Here is a 15,561-nt window from a genome sequence, read left to right on the forward strand (position 1 = left end):
CCGTGCGGACTCCACAGCGGCCAGGGGCTATCGTGAGCCGCGCAATCCCTTGTCCCCGTCGTGAGAGAGCCGATGTCCACGCATGCCGATTACCGGCTGAGCCAGTTGGATCAGCTCGAGGCCGAATCCATCCACATCTTCCGCGAGGTGGCGTCCGAGTTCGAGAAGCCGGTGCTGATGTTCTCCGGCGGCAAGGACTCGATCGTCATGCTGAGGCTGGCGGAGAAGGCCTTCTACCCGGCCAGGATCCCCTTCCCCGTCCTGCAGGTGGACACCGGATACGACTTTCCCGAAGTCCTGGCCACCCGCGACTCCTGGGTCGATCGGCTGGGCCTGAAGCTGAACGTCGCCTCCGTCGAGCAGGCCATTGCCGATGGTGTTGTTGTCGATGATGGCAAGACCCCCCGAAACCGCCTGCAGATCGGCACGCTCCTGCATGCCATAGAGATCGAGGGCTATACGGCTGCCTTCGGTGGGGGCCGCCGTGATGAGGAGAAGGCTCGCGCCAAGGAGCGTGTCTATTCCCACCGTGACGAGTTCGGCCAGTGGGACCCGAAGATGCAGCGCCCGGAGCTGTGGTCGCTGTACAACGGTCGACTGCACGAGGGTGAGCACATGCGGGTCTTCCCGCTGAGCAACTGGACCGAGCTGGACATCTGGGACTACATCGGTCAGGAGGGCATCGAGATCCCCTCGATCTATTTCGCCCACCAGCGGCGGGTCTTCGAGCGAGGCGGGATGCTCTTCAGCGAGAGCGAGCACAACCCGTGCCGTGAGGGCGAGACGGTCAGCGAGCGCAGGGTGCGCTTCCGCACCGTCGGTGACCTGACCCTGACCGGCTGCTTGGAGTCGGACGCGGACACGGTGGACAAGATCATCGACGAGGTTGCCGCCTCCCGGGTCACCGAGCGTGGAGCCACTCGTGGCGACGACAAGTTCTCCGAGGCAGCGATGGAAGACCGCAAGAAGCTGGGGTATTTCTGATGGATGACCGCCGTATGGATCTGCTGCGTTTCGCCACGGCAGGGTCGGTCGACGACGGCAAGTCGACCCTGATCGGTCGACTGCTGCTGGACAGCAAGTCGATCTTCGAGGACCAGATGGCCTCGGTGGAGAAGACGAGTCAGGACAAGGGCTTCGACTACACCGACCTTGCGTTGCTGACCGATGGGCTGCGCTCCGAGCGAGAGCAGGGCATCACCATCGATGTGGCGTACCGCTACTTTGCGACGCCCAAGCGCAAGTTCATCATCGCCGACACCCCGGGACACGTGCAGTACACCCGCAACATGGTCACCGGGGCCTCGACGGCTGACCTCGGCCTGGTGCTCGTGGATGCTCGGCAGGGACTGACCGAGCAATCACGCCGCCACGCGGTCCTGCTCTCGCTACTGCGGGTCCCTCACCTCGTGCTCGCGGTCAACAAGATGGACTTGGTCGACTACTCGGAAGATGTCTACACGCAAATCGATGAGGAGTTCAGCGCCTTCGCAAGCAAGCTGAACATTCCTGACCTCACGGTCATCCCGATCTCCGCGCTCCAGGGTGACAACGTCGTCAACCGGAGCGAAAACATGCCGTGGTACGAGGGTGCGAGCCTGCTGCATCACCTCGAGAACGTGCACATCGCATCCGACCGCGCCATGCGAGACGTCCGGTTCCCGGTGCAGTACGTCATCCGGCCCAAGTCCGACGAGTATCACGACTACCGTGGATACGCCGGTCAGGTCGCTGGTGGTGTCCTCAAGCCCGGTGACGAGGTCGTCGTCCTGCCGAGTGGGATGACGAGCACCATCGAGGCGATCGATCTGCACGACCAAGAACTCGACGTGGCGTACCCGCCCATGTCTGTGACGGTGCGACTCACAGACGACGTGGATGTCAGTCGGGGGGACATGATCGCCCGGGTCAACAATCAGCCGGAGCCGGTTCAGGACATCGACGCGATGGTGTCGTGGATGTCGCCGACGCCGCTGCGCCCCCGTCAGAAGCTGATGATCAAGCACACGACGAAAACCGCACGCGCGATGGTCAAGGAGGTGCAGTACCGCCTTGACGTCAACTCTCTGCACCGTGACCCTGACGCCGGCGAGCTGCTGCTCAACGAGATCGGACGGGTGAAGTTGCGCGTGACCCTGCCACTGCTCGTTGACTCCTACGAGAAGAACCGCACCACCGGATCCTTCATTCTCATCGATGAGGCCACAGGAGTGACCGTTGGCGCTGGAATGGTCAACGGCTGAATTTAAGGTTGCCCGAAAGCACCGATGCACCGCTCGTAGGCGGTCTGGTTGGCCTGCTTGCCAGCCTGGACCAGGGCGACGGCGGGGTTCAGTCCGAAAAGTGCAACCTCGACCATGAAGAGCCACCAAACATTCCGAGCCTCCGTATCCACGAAAGTGGCACGGTTCATGCATTGGACTGGGGTTTCCTCTCCGAGGCAAATCATATGCCTAGGGCTTGACGTTCGATCGCTGCGATGGACGTCCATGAGAACTTCTCGGCGCGTCCGCGCAGCGCACTCCGATCCGGAGGGAATTCGAGAAGGAGCGAAATGAGCCGGGCCATGCGCTCTTCGACATTCGCGCCGGGATCAACCAGCCACTCGCGTTGGTCGAGGGCCGCAGCAACCCCACCGACGTTGGTGGCCGCGATCGCGGTTCCCGAGGCAAGTGCTTCATTAATCACTGTGGGCCAACCCTCGCTGCGGCTCGGTAGCACTTGAACAGATGCTCGACGCATAGCAGCGGCCACACTGCGTCGATTCTGTGCCCCCAGGAAGCTCACGGGCAACCCTGACGTTGCCTCTTCGATATCCTGTCGCAGTGCGCCCACGCCGATGATCGTGAATTTCGCCCGAGGGTTCATTGAGGACACGCGACGAAAGATGGCCGGAAGGCGGTCGGCGCCTTTTACCGAGGCGAGGTTGCCGACGAACAGAACTTCAAAGTCCCGATCCTGACTACCGAGGGTAAACGTGTCCAAATCTACTCCGTTGCCCGTGACGACGGCTCCCTCGAGTGGCGCACCCAGACCGACGGCCGCATCTCGCAGTGGCGCACTCACGTACATAACGCTATGTGCCCCGCGGAGCGCCCTCCGGAACTCGCTTGGGCGCCTATGCATTCCGTTATATAGGTCGGACCCGTGGATGGTCACAGCATAGGGAATACCCGTGCGCTCGCTCAGTTCTTGTGCTACGAGCCCCGCGCCTACCCGGTACATCCCGTGAGCGTGAATGACATCATAGTCATCTCCCAGGCAACGCCTGGAGACAAGTTCGGCTGCCCTGCGTGCCCAAGCGCCGCGGTCCTTAGATCGGTGCATTCGTTGATAATCCAATAGGCCAGAGGTGAGCCTGATGAAGGGTGCAGAGTCAAGTGTTGGGTCTTCAACGTCGCGACCCGATTTCTCTAAGATTAGCCGTAACGGAGTTGAAGGAGCCAATCTGAGGTCTATTCGATCGATCTGATGGCCGGCCGCGCGATGTTCGACGATGCGTTCACTAATGAAGGGAGCGCCGCTTGGACGTGCGACCGTGGGGAAAAGGTTGCTCAACAGAAGAATTTTAGCCATTGTCAACGGCCTCGCCAACCGGTAGCCCGAATGCCGAGCGCTTTCCGAAGCTGCCAAAGAGCGGGATGCGACATTGACAGGATGCCGACCCTATCCCGGAGGGGTAATCTGCTCATCCGCAGGAGGGAAGTATACTGACCACGGTATCGGTGGACCTCGGCAGCCCATTCGAGAGCAAGCCGTTGACGGCCATCATCGCTCAAAGGCAGGTCGTGCCTACATAGGATTTGTTTTGCTCGCTGACGTGAATGAATCGCTTCTGTCATCTCGCCGTAGGGGCGTCCGCGTGGATTCGAATTGCCTACATGCTGTCGATAGTTCAAGACGACTGCCTCGACATGGATCACGGTTTCTGCGATGTACTCCGACCCACGCCCGAGCCAGATATCCTCTGCAGGCAACCCCTCCGGTATGGGGAAGAGGAGATCCGCCAGTGCGCGGTTCATGGTCGTGCCAGCACTTGAGGTGCTACCGCGCGGCCCTCGAGGCAGAGGCGACGAGAATCCTTGGCCGTTCTCATCCATGGTGCGGAATTTGCAGAAGGTGGCGGCGGTGCCCTTCAAGCCACGCAGTGGCCCAGCTCTACTAGCCAAGCTTGTCGGGGGTGCCGTGTCGTCGCCTCCGATATGGCAGATAGCGTCGCCCTTGGATGCCCTGAAGCATGCGTTGAAGGCGGCGACTTTCCCGAGCGGCCCGCTGGTGGGCACGATGCGAATGCGGGTGTCCTCTGTTGCGAGGTCTCGGAGGATCTCCGCAGTTCCATCACTCGAGCCATCGTCCACGAAGACTGCTTCCCAAGACGCATCGGTTTGGGCCTGCAAACTCGCCACCATGTCTCGGAGGTGCTTCGCCTCATTCCGTACCGGACAGAGAAGTGAGATCATGTGGGGAAATCCTCCGTGCGTGTTTCGGGACCCCGGCGATTCCTTACGATGCGGGCCGGTGTCCCCGCAACCACAGAGAAGGGTGGCACATCTTTGGTTACGACTGACGCAGCGGCAACTATACTACCTCGCGCGACCCTAGTGCCTGGCATGATCATAGAGCGCGCTCCCAGCCACACGTCGTCCTCGATGATGACGGCTTCAGGTGGTTCGAATCCCTGCTTGCGCATCGGCAAGGATAGGTCACTGCTAGCGTGGTTGCGGGTGTAAATCCGACACTCGGGTCCCATCATGACGTCATCCCCGATAAAAAGAGGCCCTTGAATCCAGCAGTTCACACCTATGCCAGAATGTGAACCGACGGTGATTTCCGAGGTGGTGATCTCGGCTCCGTGTTCGATGTTCACGGTGGGGTGAACGTAGCCGGTCGCAAACCCCCGAACCAAGAGTGTGCGTAGGCGCCCGCTCCCCAAAGCCCATGGGACATTGCTTCGGGGGAGACGTCGCGCTACTAGCATGTACAAGACTCGGCAAGCGAACCGCCCAAGCCTCATGTCCCTACCCTCCTCTGGATAAGATCGCATAGTGCCGTTCGGTTGGCCATTGCCCATACGCCAAGCGCGCCCAAGGAGGCGAGTGTGGTCATCGTGAGGCTCCATTCTAATCGATTGCGTAAGAGGTAGATCGCAGTCACGGCCAAGCCTCCAATCACTAGTCGTGCCGAGGCCCCCATGAGAGCCAAGCCATCTCGACGCGCAGCTTTGACCATAAGTCGGACTGCCGTCACTACCAAGGCGGTCGAGTACCCGGCGGCGACTGTGAACCAGCCAGCTTCGGAGAAGCAGGCCCAGACGAGTCCTGCTGCGGCCAGACCGGTGAAACTCGCTGTAGTCGCGGCCCGGACGCCTGCGCGTTCACGACTACTCAGCGAGGCAACTGCGGGCATCGACACGGCACGGGCGAGTGGCCCGATGGACAAGACAGGGAAAATGGCCGCCGCGGGTCCAAAGTCAACACCCCAAAGAAAGTCGACGATCCATGGTGCGAGGAGGACCAGAGCTCCAAAGGCAGCCCCCATTATAAGAACGAGCGCATCTGTTGCCCGCCGCGTCAGGGCGACCGCTCGCGCCTCGTCACCAATGGCGAAGGCGGCGGCGATTTCAGGAAACAGAACCATGGAGAATGAGTTTGCGAAGAGGGCCGCTGGTGCGACGAGGTTGATTGCCGCTGCGAATTGACCTGCGGTCGTTTCTAGCAGTCGGTGCTCGGCCAGAAGCATCGTGATGTGGATGAGACCGGAACTTGCTAAGGACCCGAGCGTCGCCCAAAGAACGAAGTGGTCCATTTCGCTCGAGTTGGCTGCCTTGCCATGCCCACCTCGTGGCCAACCGAATACTGACAGTGCGATATAGGAGATCGCCAGAGGGGTGAGGACGGTGACGTCCGTATGGCCTCGGCTCAGCATTGTGGCAACCGCAACGACGCCACCGAGGCTGGCCGCCAGGTCCCACACGACCAGTCGTACTAGTTGCCGTGATCCGTTGTGCACGCCGCGTACGAAGGCGTAGCCACCCAGTCCCAGCGTCAGCAGTGAGATGGTTCCGGCCCCCGTGACTGACCCTCCGGTCAGTAGCCAATAGCCCCCTCCAAGTGGGGCTAGGGCGAAGCTCGCCTGGGCGGTGCGGCGGCCGAGGTGGGCGGCCACACGGTAAGTTTCGCCGACGTTCCCGGCGGTCTGAGCAGCGGCTATGAACCTGGACGCAGCGGCTCCCGTGGCGCTCGGCCAGAGGAGCGAGAGGATGCTTGCCGCAGCGAGGCCGGCCGCGATCTGAGCGAGGGCAGAAGGACCAGCTTCCTTCCCGACAAGGACGGAGATCGCAAGGCGTACCAAGCCTTGAAGGATCAGGCTTGACGTCGTCAGCACCGCACGCCAACGGGCTGGAGCGGGGTCCGGGCTCTCCAGACGGATGGGTCGGACGAGGGCCCCCGCGCTGGTAGCGAGCGTCACGCTGAGGGGCCCTTGAATGTAGGGATCGCGGAGATATTGCGAAACTGCCATGTTAGACACAGCAGATAGCCGATCAAGACCCACCACGACGGGTCACCGAGGACCGAACTCGCGATCAAAGCTGCCCCGCAGAGCGCGCTGAAGCAGACTACCATTTCGAATTGAATTAGCCGTTGAGCGCCTGATTGGCTTGGCGTGAGAAAGGTCGCCATACTTGTCCCCAAGATGACAAGGAGGGCGACGAGTCCGGGCAAGCCGTACTCCGCTCCCGTCTGAGCGAAAGTGTTGTGTGCGGGCGTGATCACGGATGCCCAGTCAGAATCCATCTCCAGCGTCGCCAAGAAGGAGCCTGGTCCCTTGCCAACTCCTCCGCTCTCGAAAAGGTAGGTGATCGCCTGCTTTCCAAGAAGGACCCTTGTGGCATCACTCGAGGCGTCGGCTCCGGAGGTGATGTTTTCAATGACGAGGCGAATGCGAGTTGTAAAGAGGAGCGATCCGACGATTACTATGGGGCTGGCGACGAGGGTAGCGGTAATGAAGTATCCGACATTAAAGGCCGCAAGGGCCACTGAGGCTATAGCCAGGATTATGATAATTCCGAAAACGGCGCCTCGGCTTTCGGTATTTATCGCGAGGAGTAGGGACCCTGCGAGGATGAAGCATACGATAAGTTGGGGTAGCAGATTCCGCACTCTCGCGATGATCATGAGGGTGGGTCCCAGTGTGCCCAAAAGGAAAGCCCCATAGTTGTTCGGGTTGATGAATGTGGAAGCGATTGAAGAGGCGCTGAAAGCGTAGGCGCCGTCGGAGAACTCACGTAGGTGTGAGCCGGTGCTTATCTCCCACAGCCCGACGGCTCCGGTGGTCAATAGTGCAGCGAGAAAGCCCCACCGGAGCGCGGATACCGCACGGGGGGAGCCTCCGGAGAGTCCAAGCATGACAAAGACCGTCAATAGCCCTAGGCCGATGCTAATCAGATTTCGAGATCCTACGGCGACGTCTGGGGTCCACAGCAGGCCGAGGGCCCCCCAGCCCATTAGAGCTGTGCCCGCCCAGACGCTGCGCCGGATCCCTGATGGCATGTCCGGTAACGACGCTGACAGTCGTTTAAGTCCGGGCACTAACAGCAGCAACAGAAGAATGCGAAAGAAGTAGGGGGAGAGCTCGGCGCCTGGGGTGAATGAGGCCCACGGGCCAAGGGCAGCAAGCGGCGGGATAAGAAACAGGCCGAGCAGCTGGAACTTGGTTTGCCGGGGAGAGGTATGCGGCCAGACTTCTTCGATGCTGCGCTGCGGTGTACTTCGCATGCCGCTCACCGGTTCCTTATGCCGGCCCACAGTCGGTGTCGACTGGCGGTTGAGAGGATATACTTAACAGTCCGCTCACTGGTGTTGTCAATCATGTAATCGTCTGGCGTGAGGTGACTGATGCCGCCGTGAGTGGAGACTGACTTCATTGTGACCTGGACTGCTGCTACAACGTTGTCGGAATTAAGGCCAGTCATCATGATGCCGCCGGTTTCGAGCGCTTCGGGCCGTTCGATGGAGTCGCGCAGAGTAACTGCGGGAAAGCCGAGGAGCGCGGACTCCTCGGCGATCGTGCCAGAGTCGCTCAGGCAGCAAGAGGCCGAGAGTTGGAGCTTGTTATAGTCGTGGAATCCAAGTGGCTCGCTGAAGGTGATTCCGTCGGGCGTGCTCCAGTCGGGGAGAGCTTTGAGTTGCTTGCGTGTACGCGGGTGCGTCGAGACGAAGACGGGAAGCCCGAAATGAGAGTGGATTGCGGTAAGGCAGTCAAGTAGCATCCTGAGCCGCTCGGGCGAATCGACGTTCTCCTCACGGTGCGCGCTCACGAGGAAGTACCCCCCTTCGCTCAGTCCCTTGTCCTCGAGAACTGTGGACGCGTCGATCTCGGAGCGGTACGCATCGAGGACCTCGCGCATCGGTGAGCCCGTCTTCAGGATCCGGCGAGGGTGGAGCCCCTCAGCCAGGAGGTTGCGACGGGCGTGCTCCGTGTAGACGAGGTTGAAGTCGGCGACGTGGTCGACAAGACGGCGGTTGGTCTCCTCCGGCACATTGAGGTCGAAGCATCGGTTGCCGGCCTCCATGTGGTAGACGGGAACCTTCATCCGACGGGCCATGAGGGCGGCGATGCAGGAGTTGGTGTCACCGAGGACGAGCAGGGCGTCCGGCTGCTCGTCGCGGATGACGGCCTCGACCGCCACGAGGGTGCCACCGAGCACTGCTCCGAGGGAGCTCGTGTCGACGCCGAGCATGTGGTCAGGCTTGCGGATGCCGAGATCATCGAAGAAGACCTGGTTGAGCTGGTAGTCGTAGTTCTGCCCGGTGTGGACGAGGACGTGGTCGATGCCCTCGGTGGAGTCGAGGCGACTCAGCACTCGGGAGAGCCGGATCAGCTCGGGCCGGGTCCCGACGACCGTCATGACCTTCATGGACGCTGCTCCTGCTTCGCTCGGACTGGCTCGGGGAAGGTGTCCGGAGCCTCCGGCCGGAACAACTCATGGCTCCAGAACTGCGTGAAGAGGATCTCGTCACCGGTGTTCGTGATGTTGTGGACCCACCCGACGGGCATGTCGATGGCCACGGGCGAGTCGCCGTGAACCTCGAAGGTGAGCACCTCGTCAGTGAACATCTTGCGCAGCTCCATCGTGCCCGTGCCGCGGATGACGGCGAACCTCTCGATCTTCGACAGATGGTAGTGCTCCCCGCGGGTGACTCCAGGGACGGTTGTCGAGAACGAGGACTGCCCCTCGCCACCACGAGACCGGACGGTCTCGACGAAGGAACCCCGGGGGTCGGTGTGGGGAACCAGATGGAGCGGGTAGTGGCCGGGGAAGAGTGCTGCCCGGTAGGTGTTGAACAGGTCGATGCGGAACTTCGTCGACAGGTCGGGGATCTCACCGGTGGGTACGTAGCTCGCGTGGAACTCCTGCAACAGGTCCCACACCTCCTGCACATCGTGACTGTCCGACGTGGGAGCGATGGAGTCTTCGTCGTGTGTCAGCCCGTCGATCAGCGACTGCGCGGCGTCCTGGACGTGGAGGAGGCCCACCTGGTTGTCGTTGATCGTCACGTCGTCGCCCTCGACCGTGGCGTGGACGAAGGTGGCGACGAAGGAGTTGTACCTCGGCCGACCGTGCTCTCCGAAGATGTTGGGTAGACGCACGTCGACGAAATGGCCCCCGCTGCTGGTCGTGGACCGCTCAAGGATGCGGCCGGCCTCCTGCTTGCCGGTCCCGTAGGGCGTGCCGTTTCCGGCCTGGACCGAGTTGGCGTACACCACGCGAAGAGCAGAGCCCCTTGCCGAGATGGCCGAGGCCAGACTCTGGGCCAACTCGACGTTGCCCCCAGCGACCTCGTCGTCACTGGCGGCGCGGTTGACTCCGGCGATGTGGATCACCGCGTCGGCTCCAGCGATGAGCTCCGCCAGGTGGGGCCATTCGCCGCGTCCCACGGGGATGACCTCGTGCTCGGTGAGTGCGTGGAGCCTCAGGCGGGTGTGCCATCCGAGGAAACCCTCAGCACCGGTCAGGACGATCCTCATGCACGCACCCCAAGGAACTGCTGCATCTCCGGCAGCTGGGATACGAGGGCCTTGGTCTGCTCGAGGTCCATCTGCTCGGCGTTGTCCGAGTCGAAGTCCGCAGCCTCGGCAGCATGGTCCTCTCCCTCGTCGACATACTTCGAGTAGTCGAGGCTCCGAGCATCGAGGGGGACGCGGAAGTAGTCGCCCTGGTCGGTGGCCTTGAGCATCTCCTCGCGGGAGAGGAGCGTCTCGGACATCTTCTCCCCGTGTCGCATGCCGATCCTGCGGATATCGCACGGGACGCCCATGAGCTCCGCCACGGCACGGGCCAGGGTGTCCACCGTGCACGCGGGAGCCTTCTTGACGAACAGGTCACCGGGTTCCGCGTGGAGGAAGGCGTGCTTGACCAGATCGACCGACTCCTCGAGGGACATGAGGAAGCGAGTCATCCTCGGCTCCGTGATCGTCAGCGGCTTGCCCTCCCGGATCTGACGGACGAAGAGGGGGATGACCGAGCCTCGCGAGTACATGACATTGCCGTACCGCGTGACCGACACGGTCGTGGGGGAGCCGGGGGTGTTTCGGGCGAACGCCTGGGCGGTCTTCTCCATGAGCGCCTTGCTCATCCCCATGGCATTGACGGGATAGACGGCCTTGTCCGTGCTGAGACACACCACGGAGCGAACGCCGTGAGCGTGGGCTGACTCGACGACGTTCTGGCTGCCGACGACATTGGTCTTGACCGCCTGGTCCGGGAAGAACTCACAGCTGGGGACCTGTTTGAGCGCGGCCGCATGGAAGACGAAGTCAGCACTGCCCATGGCGCTGTCGACGCTGTGCCGGTCGCGGACGTCGCCGATGAAGAACCGCACCCGGCCGTCGTCGAGCTCCTGACGCATCTCGTCCTGCTTCGCCTCGTCGCGGCTGAGGATGCGCACTTGGCCCACACCATCCTCGAGGAGGTGCTGGACCATGGTCTTGCCGAAGGAGCCGGTGCCCCCCGTGATCGTCACGGTCGCGCCGTTGAAGTCGTTCATGTCACTCCCGTCGAAGTGGTCAGGACCGACGCGAGAGCGCTGACCACCCGGTCGATCTGGTCATCGGTCAGGGCGGGTCCGCTCGGCAGGGTGACACCCCACCGGAACAGATCGGCAGAGGTTCCGTTGGTGAAGGAGCGGGCCTCAGCAAAGACGGGCTGAAGGTGCATCGGCTTCCACAGGTGCCGGACCTCGATCTCCTGCGCGGTCATCGCGGCCACGACAGTGTCAGCTGTGGTTCCGAGGCTCCCTCGCCGCTCTTCAACCAGCGTCGGGTCGAGGACCACGGTGGTCAGCCAACAGTTGTCGTTGGCGTCGTCACGCTCGCCGTCACGTCCGAGGAAGCGCACCGGGAGGTCAGCGAAGGCCTGTGCGTAGCGCGTGCGGATCTCGCGGCGACGGGCGATCATCGGGTCCAGTCGCTCCAACTGCCCCCGGCCGATCGCTGCGAGGATGTTGGACAACCGGTAGTTGTAGCCGATCTCGGCGTGCTCGTACCACGGGGCAGGCTCACGCGACTGGGTCGACAACTTGCGTGCATGGGCGATGAGCTCCTCGTCGTCGCTGAGGAGCATCCCCCCGCCGGAGGTCGTCATGATCTTGTTGCCGTTGAAGGAGAGGGCGGAGGCCTGGCCGAAGGAGCCCGCTGCTCGTCCGTCCAGCGACGCGCCCAGGGCCTCGGCCGCGTCCTCGAGGAGCGGCACGCCCAGTTCGGCGAGGCCCCCTTCGAGCACGCCGTAGTCCGCGGCCCGGCCGAAGAGATCGACCGGGATGGCGGCGACCACGCTCTCGCCGTCGGCCTGGAGGGTGCGCACCGCCTCGAGCATCAGTGCGGCGTCGACATTGCCGTCCGAGCCCTGGGCGTCGACGAAGACGGGATCAGCGCCGGTGTACGCCACGGCGTTGGCCGTGGCGGCGAAGGTCATGCTCGACAGGACCACCTTCGTACCCGGGGTGGCTCCCAGGTGGATCAGGGCGAGGTGCAGGGCCGCTGTCCCCGAGCTCAGTGCAAGGGCGTGCTCGACGCCGACGCGCTCTGCCACCTCGCGCTCGAAGGCGTCGACGTGCGGCCCCAGGGGCGCGACCCAGCCGGAGCGCAGCGCGTCGAGCACGTACCGCTCTTCGGCCTCGCCCACGAGGGCCTGGGACATGAGGATGCGGTCGGTCATCAGGCAGGTACCTCGATGGTCGGCTCGGTGACGTCCTTCATCCACGCTGCTGACGCCGCAGCCGAGGGGTGCCGCACGGCGGCGACGGCGTCGCCGTCGATCGTGGGGACACTCACGCTGTTGACGAGTTCGTGGTCGGTCGCCCGGATGTCCTCCCCGGGGGTGAAGAGCTCTTCGGACATCTTCTCCCCAGGCCGTAGACCGGTGTAGACGATCTCGATACCCGTGCGCCCCGACAGGTCGATGAGGGTCGTCGCGACGTCCTGGATCTTGGCCGGCGAGCCCATGTCGAGGACCATGACCTCTCCGTCGCGACCGATCGCGGCCGCCTGGAGGACGAGCTGGCACGCCTCGGGGATGAGCATGAAGTAGCGCTCGACGTCCGGGTGGGTGACGGTCACCGGGCCGCCGCGCTCGATCTGGGCAGTGAAGGCCGTGATGACCGACCCGCGCGAGCCGAGCACATTGCCGAAGCGCACGCTGACGTAGGTGTTGTCGTCCTTCGCGGCGAAGTCCGCCGTCAGCCGCTCCGTGAGGCGTTTGCTGTAGCCGAGGACGCACGAGGGGTTGGCCGCCTTGTCCGTCGAGACATTGACGAAGGTCGACACACCCACGAGGTGGGCCGCCCGCAGCACGTTGAGCGTGCCGAGGACGTTGGTCTTCCACGCCTCCTCGGGGTACATCTCCAACAGGGGAAGGTGCTTCAGGGCCGCCGCGTGGAAGACGACGTCGGGGTGGTGGATCCGAAAGACCTCGATCATCCGGTCGGCGTCGCGGATGTTGCCCAGGACGACGTCATCGCCCTCGAAGAGACCCTGCCCCGTGACGGAGAGCTGGACGGAGTGTAGCGCCGACTCGTCCCGGTCGAGCATCACGAGCTTCTTCGGGCCGAACTTGCTGATCTGACGGCACAGCTCCGAGCCGATCGAGCCACCGGCGCCGGTCACGAGGACGGTGCGCCCGGAGATCGTGTCCGCGATCGCCGCGGCATCGAGCTCGATGGGACGCCGTCCGAGGAAGTCGGCGAGGTCGAGGCTGCGCAGATCGCTGCCGCCGATGCCACCGAGGAGCTCCTCGGCCGGGGGGAGGATCTTGGTCTCGAGCCCTGCGGCTCGCGCGTCCGACTGCAGCGAGCGGACGAGGTCCGGGTTCGCGCTGGGGACCGCGATCGCCAGCGTCGTCGCCTCGGTCCACTCCGCCACCCGCGTCAGGTCCGCGGCGGTCCCGAGCACTCGCACGCCGTCGATGCGCATGCGCTTCTTGCTGCGGTCGTCATCGAGCAGACCGACCGGCGCCATCTGTCCGGTCTGGTCCCGTACCAGGGACCGCACCAGCTGGCGTCCTCCTTCGCCCGCGCCGAAGACGAGGACCCGGGCATCGGCACCCGAGCGCGGATCGATGCGGGAGCGTGTCGCGCGGATGACGAATCGGGCGCCGAACATCCCGAGCAGCGCGAGGCTGCCCGCTGTGAGCGGAAGGGAGCGAGGGCCGAGACTCCACGGGCCCAGGAGGCTGATCAGCTGCAGGGGCACCGTCCACAGCGCGACCGTTTTCGTCAGGTCGATGATCTCCTCGTAGGAGCCGCGCAGGTGGCCGACGGCGTAGGGGCCGACGAGCCCACCGACGAGGACGTGACCGGCGGCAGCGACCCCGATGAGCCGTGCCACGGGCATGGTGAAGGTCGCCGCAGGATCGAAGTCATAGCGCAACCAGGCGGCGAGGACGAAGGCCCCGAAGAGCACCACCAGGTCGATGAGTGCCCACAACCAGCGGTTGCGGGCGCTGGGGGAGAGCAGTGCCCTCACGGGGAACCGCTCGCCGACAGCAGGCGTCGTGACTTCTGCTGCTTGCGTGCGTTGCGGGAGGTGGGGTGGGTCTCGGCGTCGTAGTAGCCGTAGTACCCCGCGCCGTACCCACCCGAGGACTTGTGGCCCACCCGGTTGAGCACGAGGCCCAGCATCGTGTTGTCGACCGCGCCGAGGGACTCCAGCGTCGCCTCGAGCTGCTCCTTGCGCACGATCGTCGTCCCGACGAGCACGATGACGCCGTCGACCTTCGTGCTGAGCACGACCGCGTCGGTGACCGGCAGGACCGGCGGGGTGTCGATGAGGACGTAGTCGAAGCGGGCCGACAGCTGGGTCAGCACCCGGCTCATGGAGTCGGAGGCGAGCAGCTCGCTCGGGTTCGGTGGGATCGCCCCGGCACCCACGACCTCGAGCTTGTCAACGCCGTAGGGCTGGAGGACGTCATCGAGTCCTGCCCGGTCGATGAGGACGTCGGTCAGGCCGGCGGCACCCTCGAGGCCGAGGTACTCGAGGAGTCGGGGCCGGCGCAGGTCGCCCTCGACGAGGCAGACGCTCGAGCCCGACTTGGCCAGGGTGAGCGCGAGGTTGGCGATCGTCGTCGACTTGCCCTCGCCGGGGATGGATGAGGTGAGCAGGATCGTGCGCGGGTGGTTGGCCGCATCGACGAACATGAGGTTGGTCCGCACGGCGCGGAAGGCCTCCGACCGGGGGGAGGAGGGGTCCGACTCGACGATGAGCGGCTCCTTGCCGGCCCGCGGGTCGAAGTGCACCGCGCCGATGATCGGCTCGTCGGTGATCTCCTCGACGTCGTCGTCGGTGCGCACCGTCGTGTCGAGCAGGTGGCGGACCATCGCGAGCCCGAGACCGAGCAGCAGGCCGAGCGCGAGGCCGAGGCCGAGGTTGCGCAGTGGCTGCGGGCTCACCGGGGTGTCGCTCGTCGTGGCCTGCTTGACCATCGACACCTTGATCGGGGAGGCCTTGCCGTCACCTGCCGGGCGCTCGATGTCCGAGACGGTCTCGGGGAAGGCTTCGCCGATGGCGGTGGCGATCTCCTGGGCGTGCTCGGGGTCGGTGTCGGTGACCTCGACCTCGAGGAGGACGGTCTCCGGGGGTGTGGTGACGGTGATCTTGTCGGCGAGGTCGCTCACATCCGAGCCGTCCCCGAGCTCCTTGGCGACGGGGTCGAGCGCCCGGGGCGTCGTGAGCAGTGAGGCGTAGGACTTCACTCGCTGCTGCGTGAAGGTGCTGCCCTGCTGCAGCGCCGCGGTGTCCGCCCCCGAGACGGAGACGAAGAACTGGGTGCTCGAGGTGTACTGCTTCGTCTGCAGCGCGGTCACTGCCGCCGCGAGCCCCATGGCCACGAGGGTGGTGATGACGATGGTCAGCCATCGCTTCCTGAGGATCTTCAGATAGTCCTGCAGCTCCACGCGCTCGGGGCCTTCCTCATTGAGTGTCGCAAACAGGTGCGAGTCTCCCACAGCGCGCGGCTCCCGGCACGATCTCCCCCATCGAGCGCGGACGCACGCGCCGCGAGCGTCT

The 15,561-nt window shown here is 64.0% G+C and carries 12 protein-coding genes; 2 read left to right on the forward strand and 10 right to left on the reverse strand.

Annotation, left to right across the window (positions count from 1 at the left end):
- Window positions 1-72 precede the first annotated feature (72 nt).
- Complete coding sequence (cysD, locus tag ACR9E9_RS07115) at window positions 73-984, forward strand: sulfate adenylyltransferase subunit CysD (protein WP_435203086.1); 912 nt, start codon at window positions 73-75, stop codon at window positions 982-984.
- Between the two features lie 14 nt (window positions 985-998).
- Complete coding sequence (locus tag ACR9E9_RS07120; protein WP_435203597.1) at window positions 999-2,243, forward strand: sulfate adenylyltransferase subunit 1; 1,245 nt, start codon at window positions 999-1,001, stop codon at window positions 2,241-2,243.
- 202 nt (window positions 2,244-2,445) lie between these two features.
- On the opposite strand, the gene ACR9E9_RS07125 is transcribed toward ACR9E9_RS07120, so the two are convergent.
- From ACR9E9_RS07125 to ACR9E9_RS07170, 10 genes are all read right to left on the reverse strand, one after another.
- Window positions 2,446-3,576 (reverse strand): glycosyltransferase, encoded by a 1,131-nt coding sequence (locus tag ACR9E9_RS07125; protein WP_435203088.1) that lies wholly within the window; start codon window positions 3,574-3,576, stop codon window positions 2,446-2,448.
- A gap of 2 nt (window positions 3,577-3,578) precedes the next feature.
- Entirely contained in the window at window positions 3,579-4,460 is an 882-nt protein-coding gene (locus tag ACR9E9_RS07130; protein ID WP_435203090.1) for a glycosyltransferase family 2 protein, read from the reverse strand.
- On the reverse strand, window positions 4,457-5,119 hold the full coding sequence (locus ACR9E9_RS07135) for an acyltransferase (protein WP_435203092.1): 663 nt from the start codon (window positions 5,117-5,119) through the stop codon (window positions 4,457-4,459). The genes ACR9E9_RS07130 and ACR9E9_RS07135 overlap by 4 nt, the downstream gene beginning before the upstream one ends.
- Window positions 5,120-6,464: 1,345 nt before the next feature.
- Window positions 6,465-7,406, reverse strand: coding sequence for an O-antigen ligase family protein (locus tag ACR9E9_RS07140; protein ID WP_435203094.1), 942 nt, complete (start codon window positions 7,404-7,406; stop codon window positions 6,465-6,467).
- A gap of 374 nt (window positions 7,407-7,780) precedes the next feature.
- On the reverse strand, window positions 7,781-8,917 hold the full coding sequence (gene wecB / locus ACR9E9_RS07145) for a non-hydrolyzing UDP-N-acetylglucosamine 2-epimerase (protein WP_435203096.1): 1,137 nt from the start codon (window positions 8,915-8,917) through the stop codon (window positions 7,781-7,783).
- The gene (locus ACR9E9_RS07150; protein ID WP_435203098.1) at window positions 8,914-10,029 is read right to left on the reverse strand and encodes a polysaccharide biosynthesis C-terminal domain-containing protein; all 1,116 of its coding nucleotides are present in this window, start codon (window positions 10,027-10,029) and stop codon (window positions 8,914-8,916) included. Before ACR9E9_RS07150 ends, wecB begins: the two co-directional genes overlap by 4 nt.
- The gene (locus tag ACR9E9_RS07155; RefSeq protein WP_435203100.1) at window positions 10,026-11,048 is read right to left on the reverse strand and encodes an SDR family NAD(P)-dependent oxidoreductase; all 1,023 of its coding nucleotides are present in this window, start codon (window positions 11,046-11,048) and stop codon (window positions 10,026-10,028) included. Before ACR9E9_RS07155 ends, ACR9E9_RS07150 begins: the two co-directional genes overlap by 4 nt.
- Window positions 11,045-12,217 carry a DegT/DnrJ/EryC1/StrS family aminotransferase gene (locus tag ACR9E9_RS07160; RefSeq protein WP_435203102.1) on the reverse strand — a complete coding sequence of 391 codons (1,173 nt, stop codon included), beginning with the start codon at window positions 12,215-12,217 and terminating at the stop codon, window positions 11,045-11,047. The genes ACR9E9_RS07155 and ACR9E9_RS07160 overlap by 4 nt, the downstream gene beginning before the upstream one ends.
- Window positions 12,217-14,022, reverse strand: a complete 1,806-nt coding sequence (locus tag ACR9E9_RS07165) for a polysaccharide biosynthesis protein (RefSeq protein WP_435203104.1) — start codon at window positions 14,020-14,022, stop codon at window positions 12,217-12,219. The genes ACR9E9_RS07160 and ACR9E9_RS07165 overlap by 1 nt, the downstream gene beginning before the upstream one ends.
- Window positions 14,019-15,449: a polysaccharide biosynthesis tyrosine autokinase gene (locus ACR9E9_RS07170; RefSeq protein WP_435203106.1), complete on the reverse strand. Its 1,431-nt coding sequence runs from the start codon at window positions 15,447-15,449 to the stop codon at window positions 14,019-14,021. The genes ACR9E9_RS07165 and ACR9E9_RS07170 overlap by 4 nt, the downstream gene beginning before the upstream one ends.
- Window positions 15,450-15,561 lie beyond the last annotated feature (112 nt).

Origin of the sequence: Janibacter sp. GS2, assembly GCF_051200835.1 — a bacterium.
GTDB lineage: Bacteria > Actinomycetota > Actinomycetes > Actinomycetales > Dermatophilaceae > Janibacter.

Coding starts and splice junctions, on each gene's coding strand:
- cysD (WP_435203086.1), top strand. CDS start 73: ATGTCCACGCATGCCGATTACCGGCTGAGCCAGTTGGATCAGCTCGAG.
- ACR9E9_RS07120 (WP_435203597.1), top strand. CDS start 999: ATGGATCTGCTGCGTTTCGCCACGGCAGGGTCGGTCGACGACGGCAAG.
- ACR9E9_RS07125 (WP_435203088.1), bottom strand. CDS start 3,576: ATGGCTAAAATTCTTCTGTTGAGCAACCTTTTCCCCACGGTCGCACGT.
- ACR9E9_RS07130 (WP_435203090.1), bottom strand. CDS start 4,460: ATGATCTCACTTCTCTGTCCGGTACGGAATGAGGCGAAGCACCTCCGA.
- ACR9E9_RS07135 (WP_435203092.1), bottom strand. CDS start 5,119: ATGGAGCCTCACGATGACCACACTCGCCTCCTTGGGCGCGCTTGGCGT.
- ACR9E9_RS07140 (WP_435203094.1), bottom strand. CDS start 7,406: ATGCTTGGACTCTCCGGAGGCTCCCCCCGTGCGGTATCCGCGCTCCGG.
- wecB (WP_435203096.1), bottom strand. CDS start 8,917: ATGAAGGTCATGACGGTCGTCGGGACCCGGCCCGAGCTGATCCGGCTC.
- ACR9E9_RS07150 (WP_435203098.1), bottom strand. CDS start 10,029: ATGAGGATCGTCCTGACCGGTGCTGAGGGTTTCCTCGGATGGCACACC.
- ACR9E9_RS07155 (WP_435203100.1), bottom strand. CDS start 11,048: ATGAACGACTTCAACGGCGCGACCGTGACGATCACGGGGGGCACCGGC.
- ACR9E9_RS07160 (WP_435203102.1), bottom strand. CDS start 12,217: ATGACCGACCGCATCCTCATGTCCCAGGCCCTCGTGGGCGAGGCCGAA.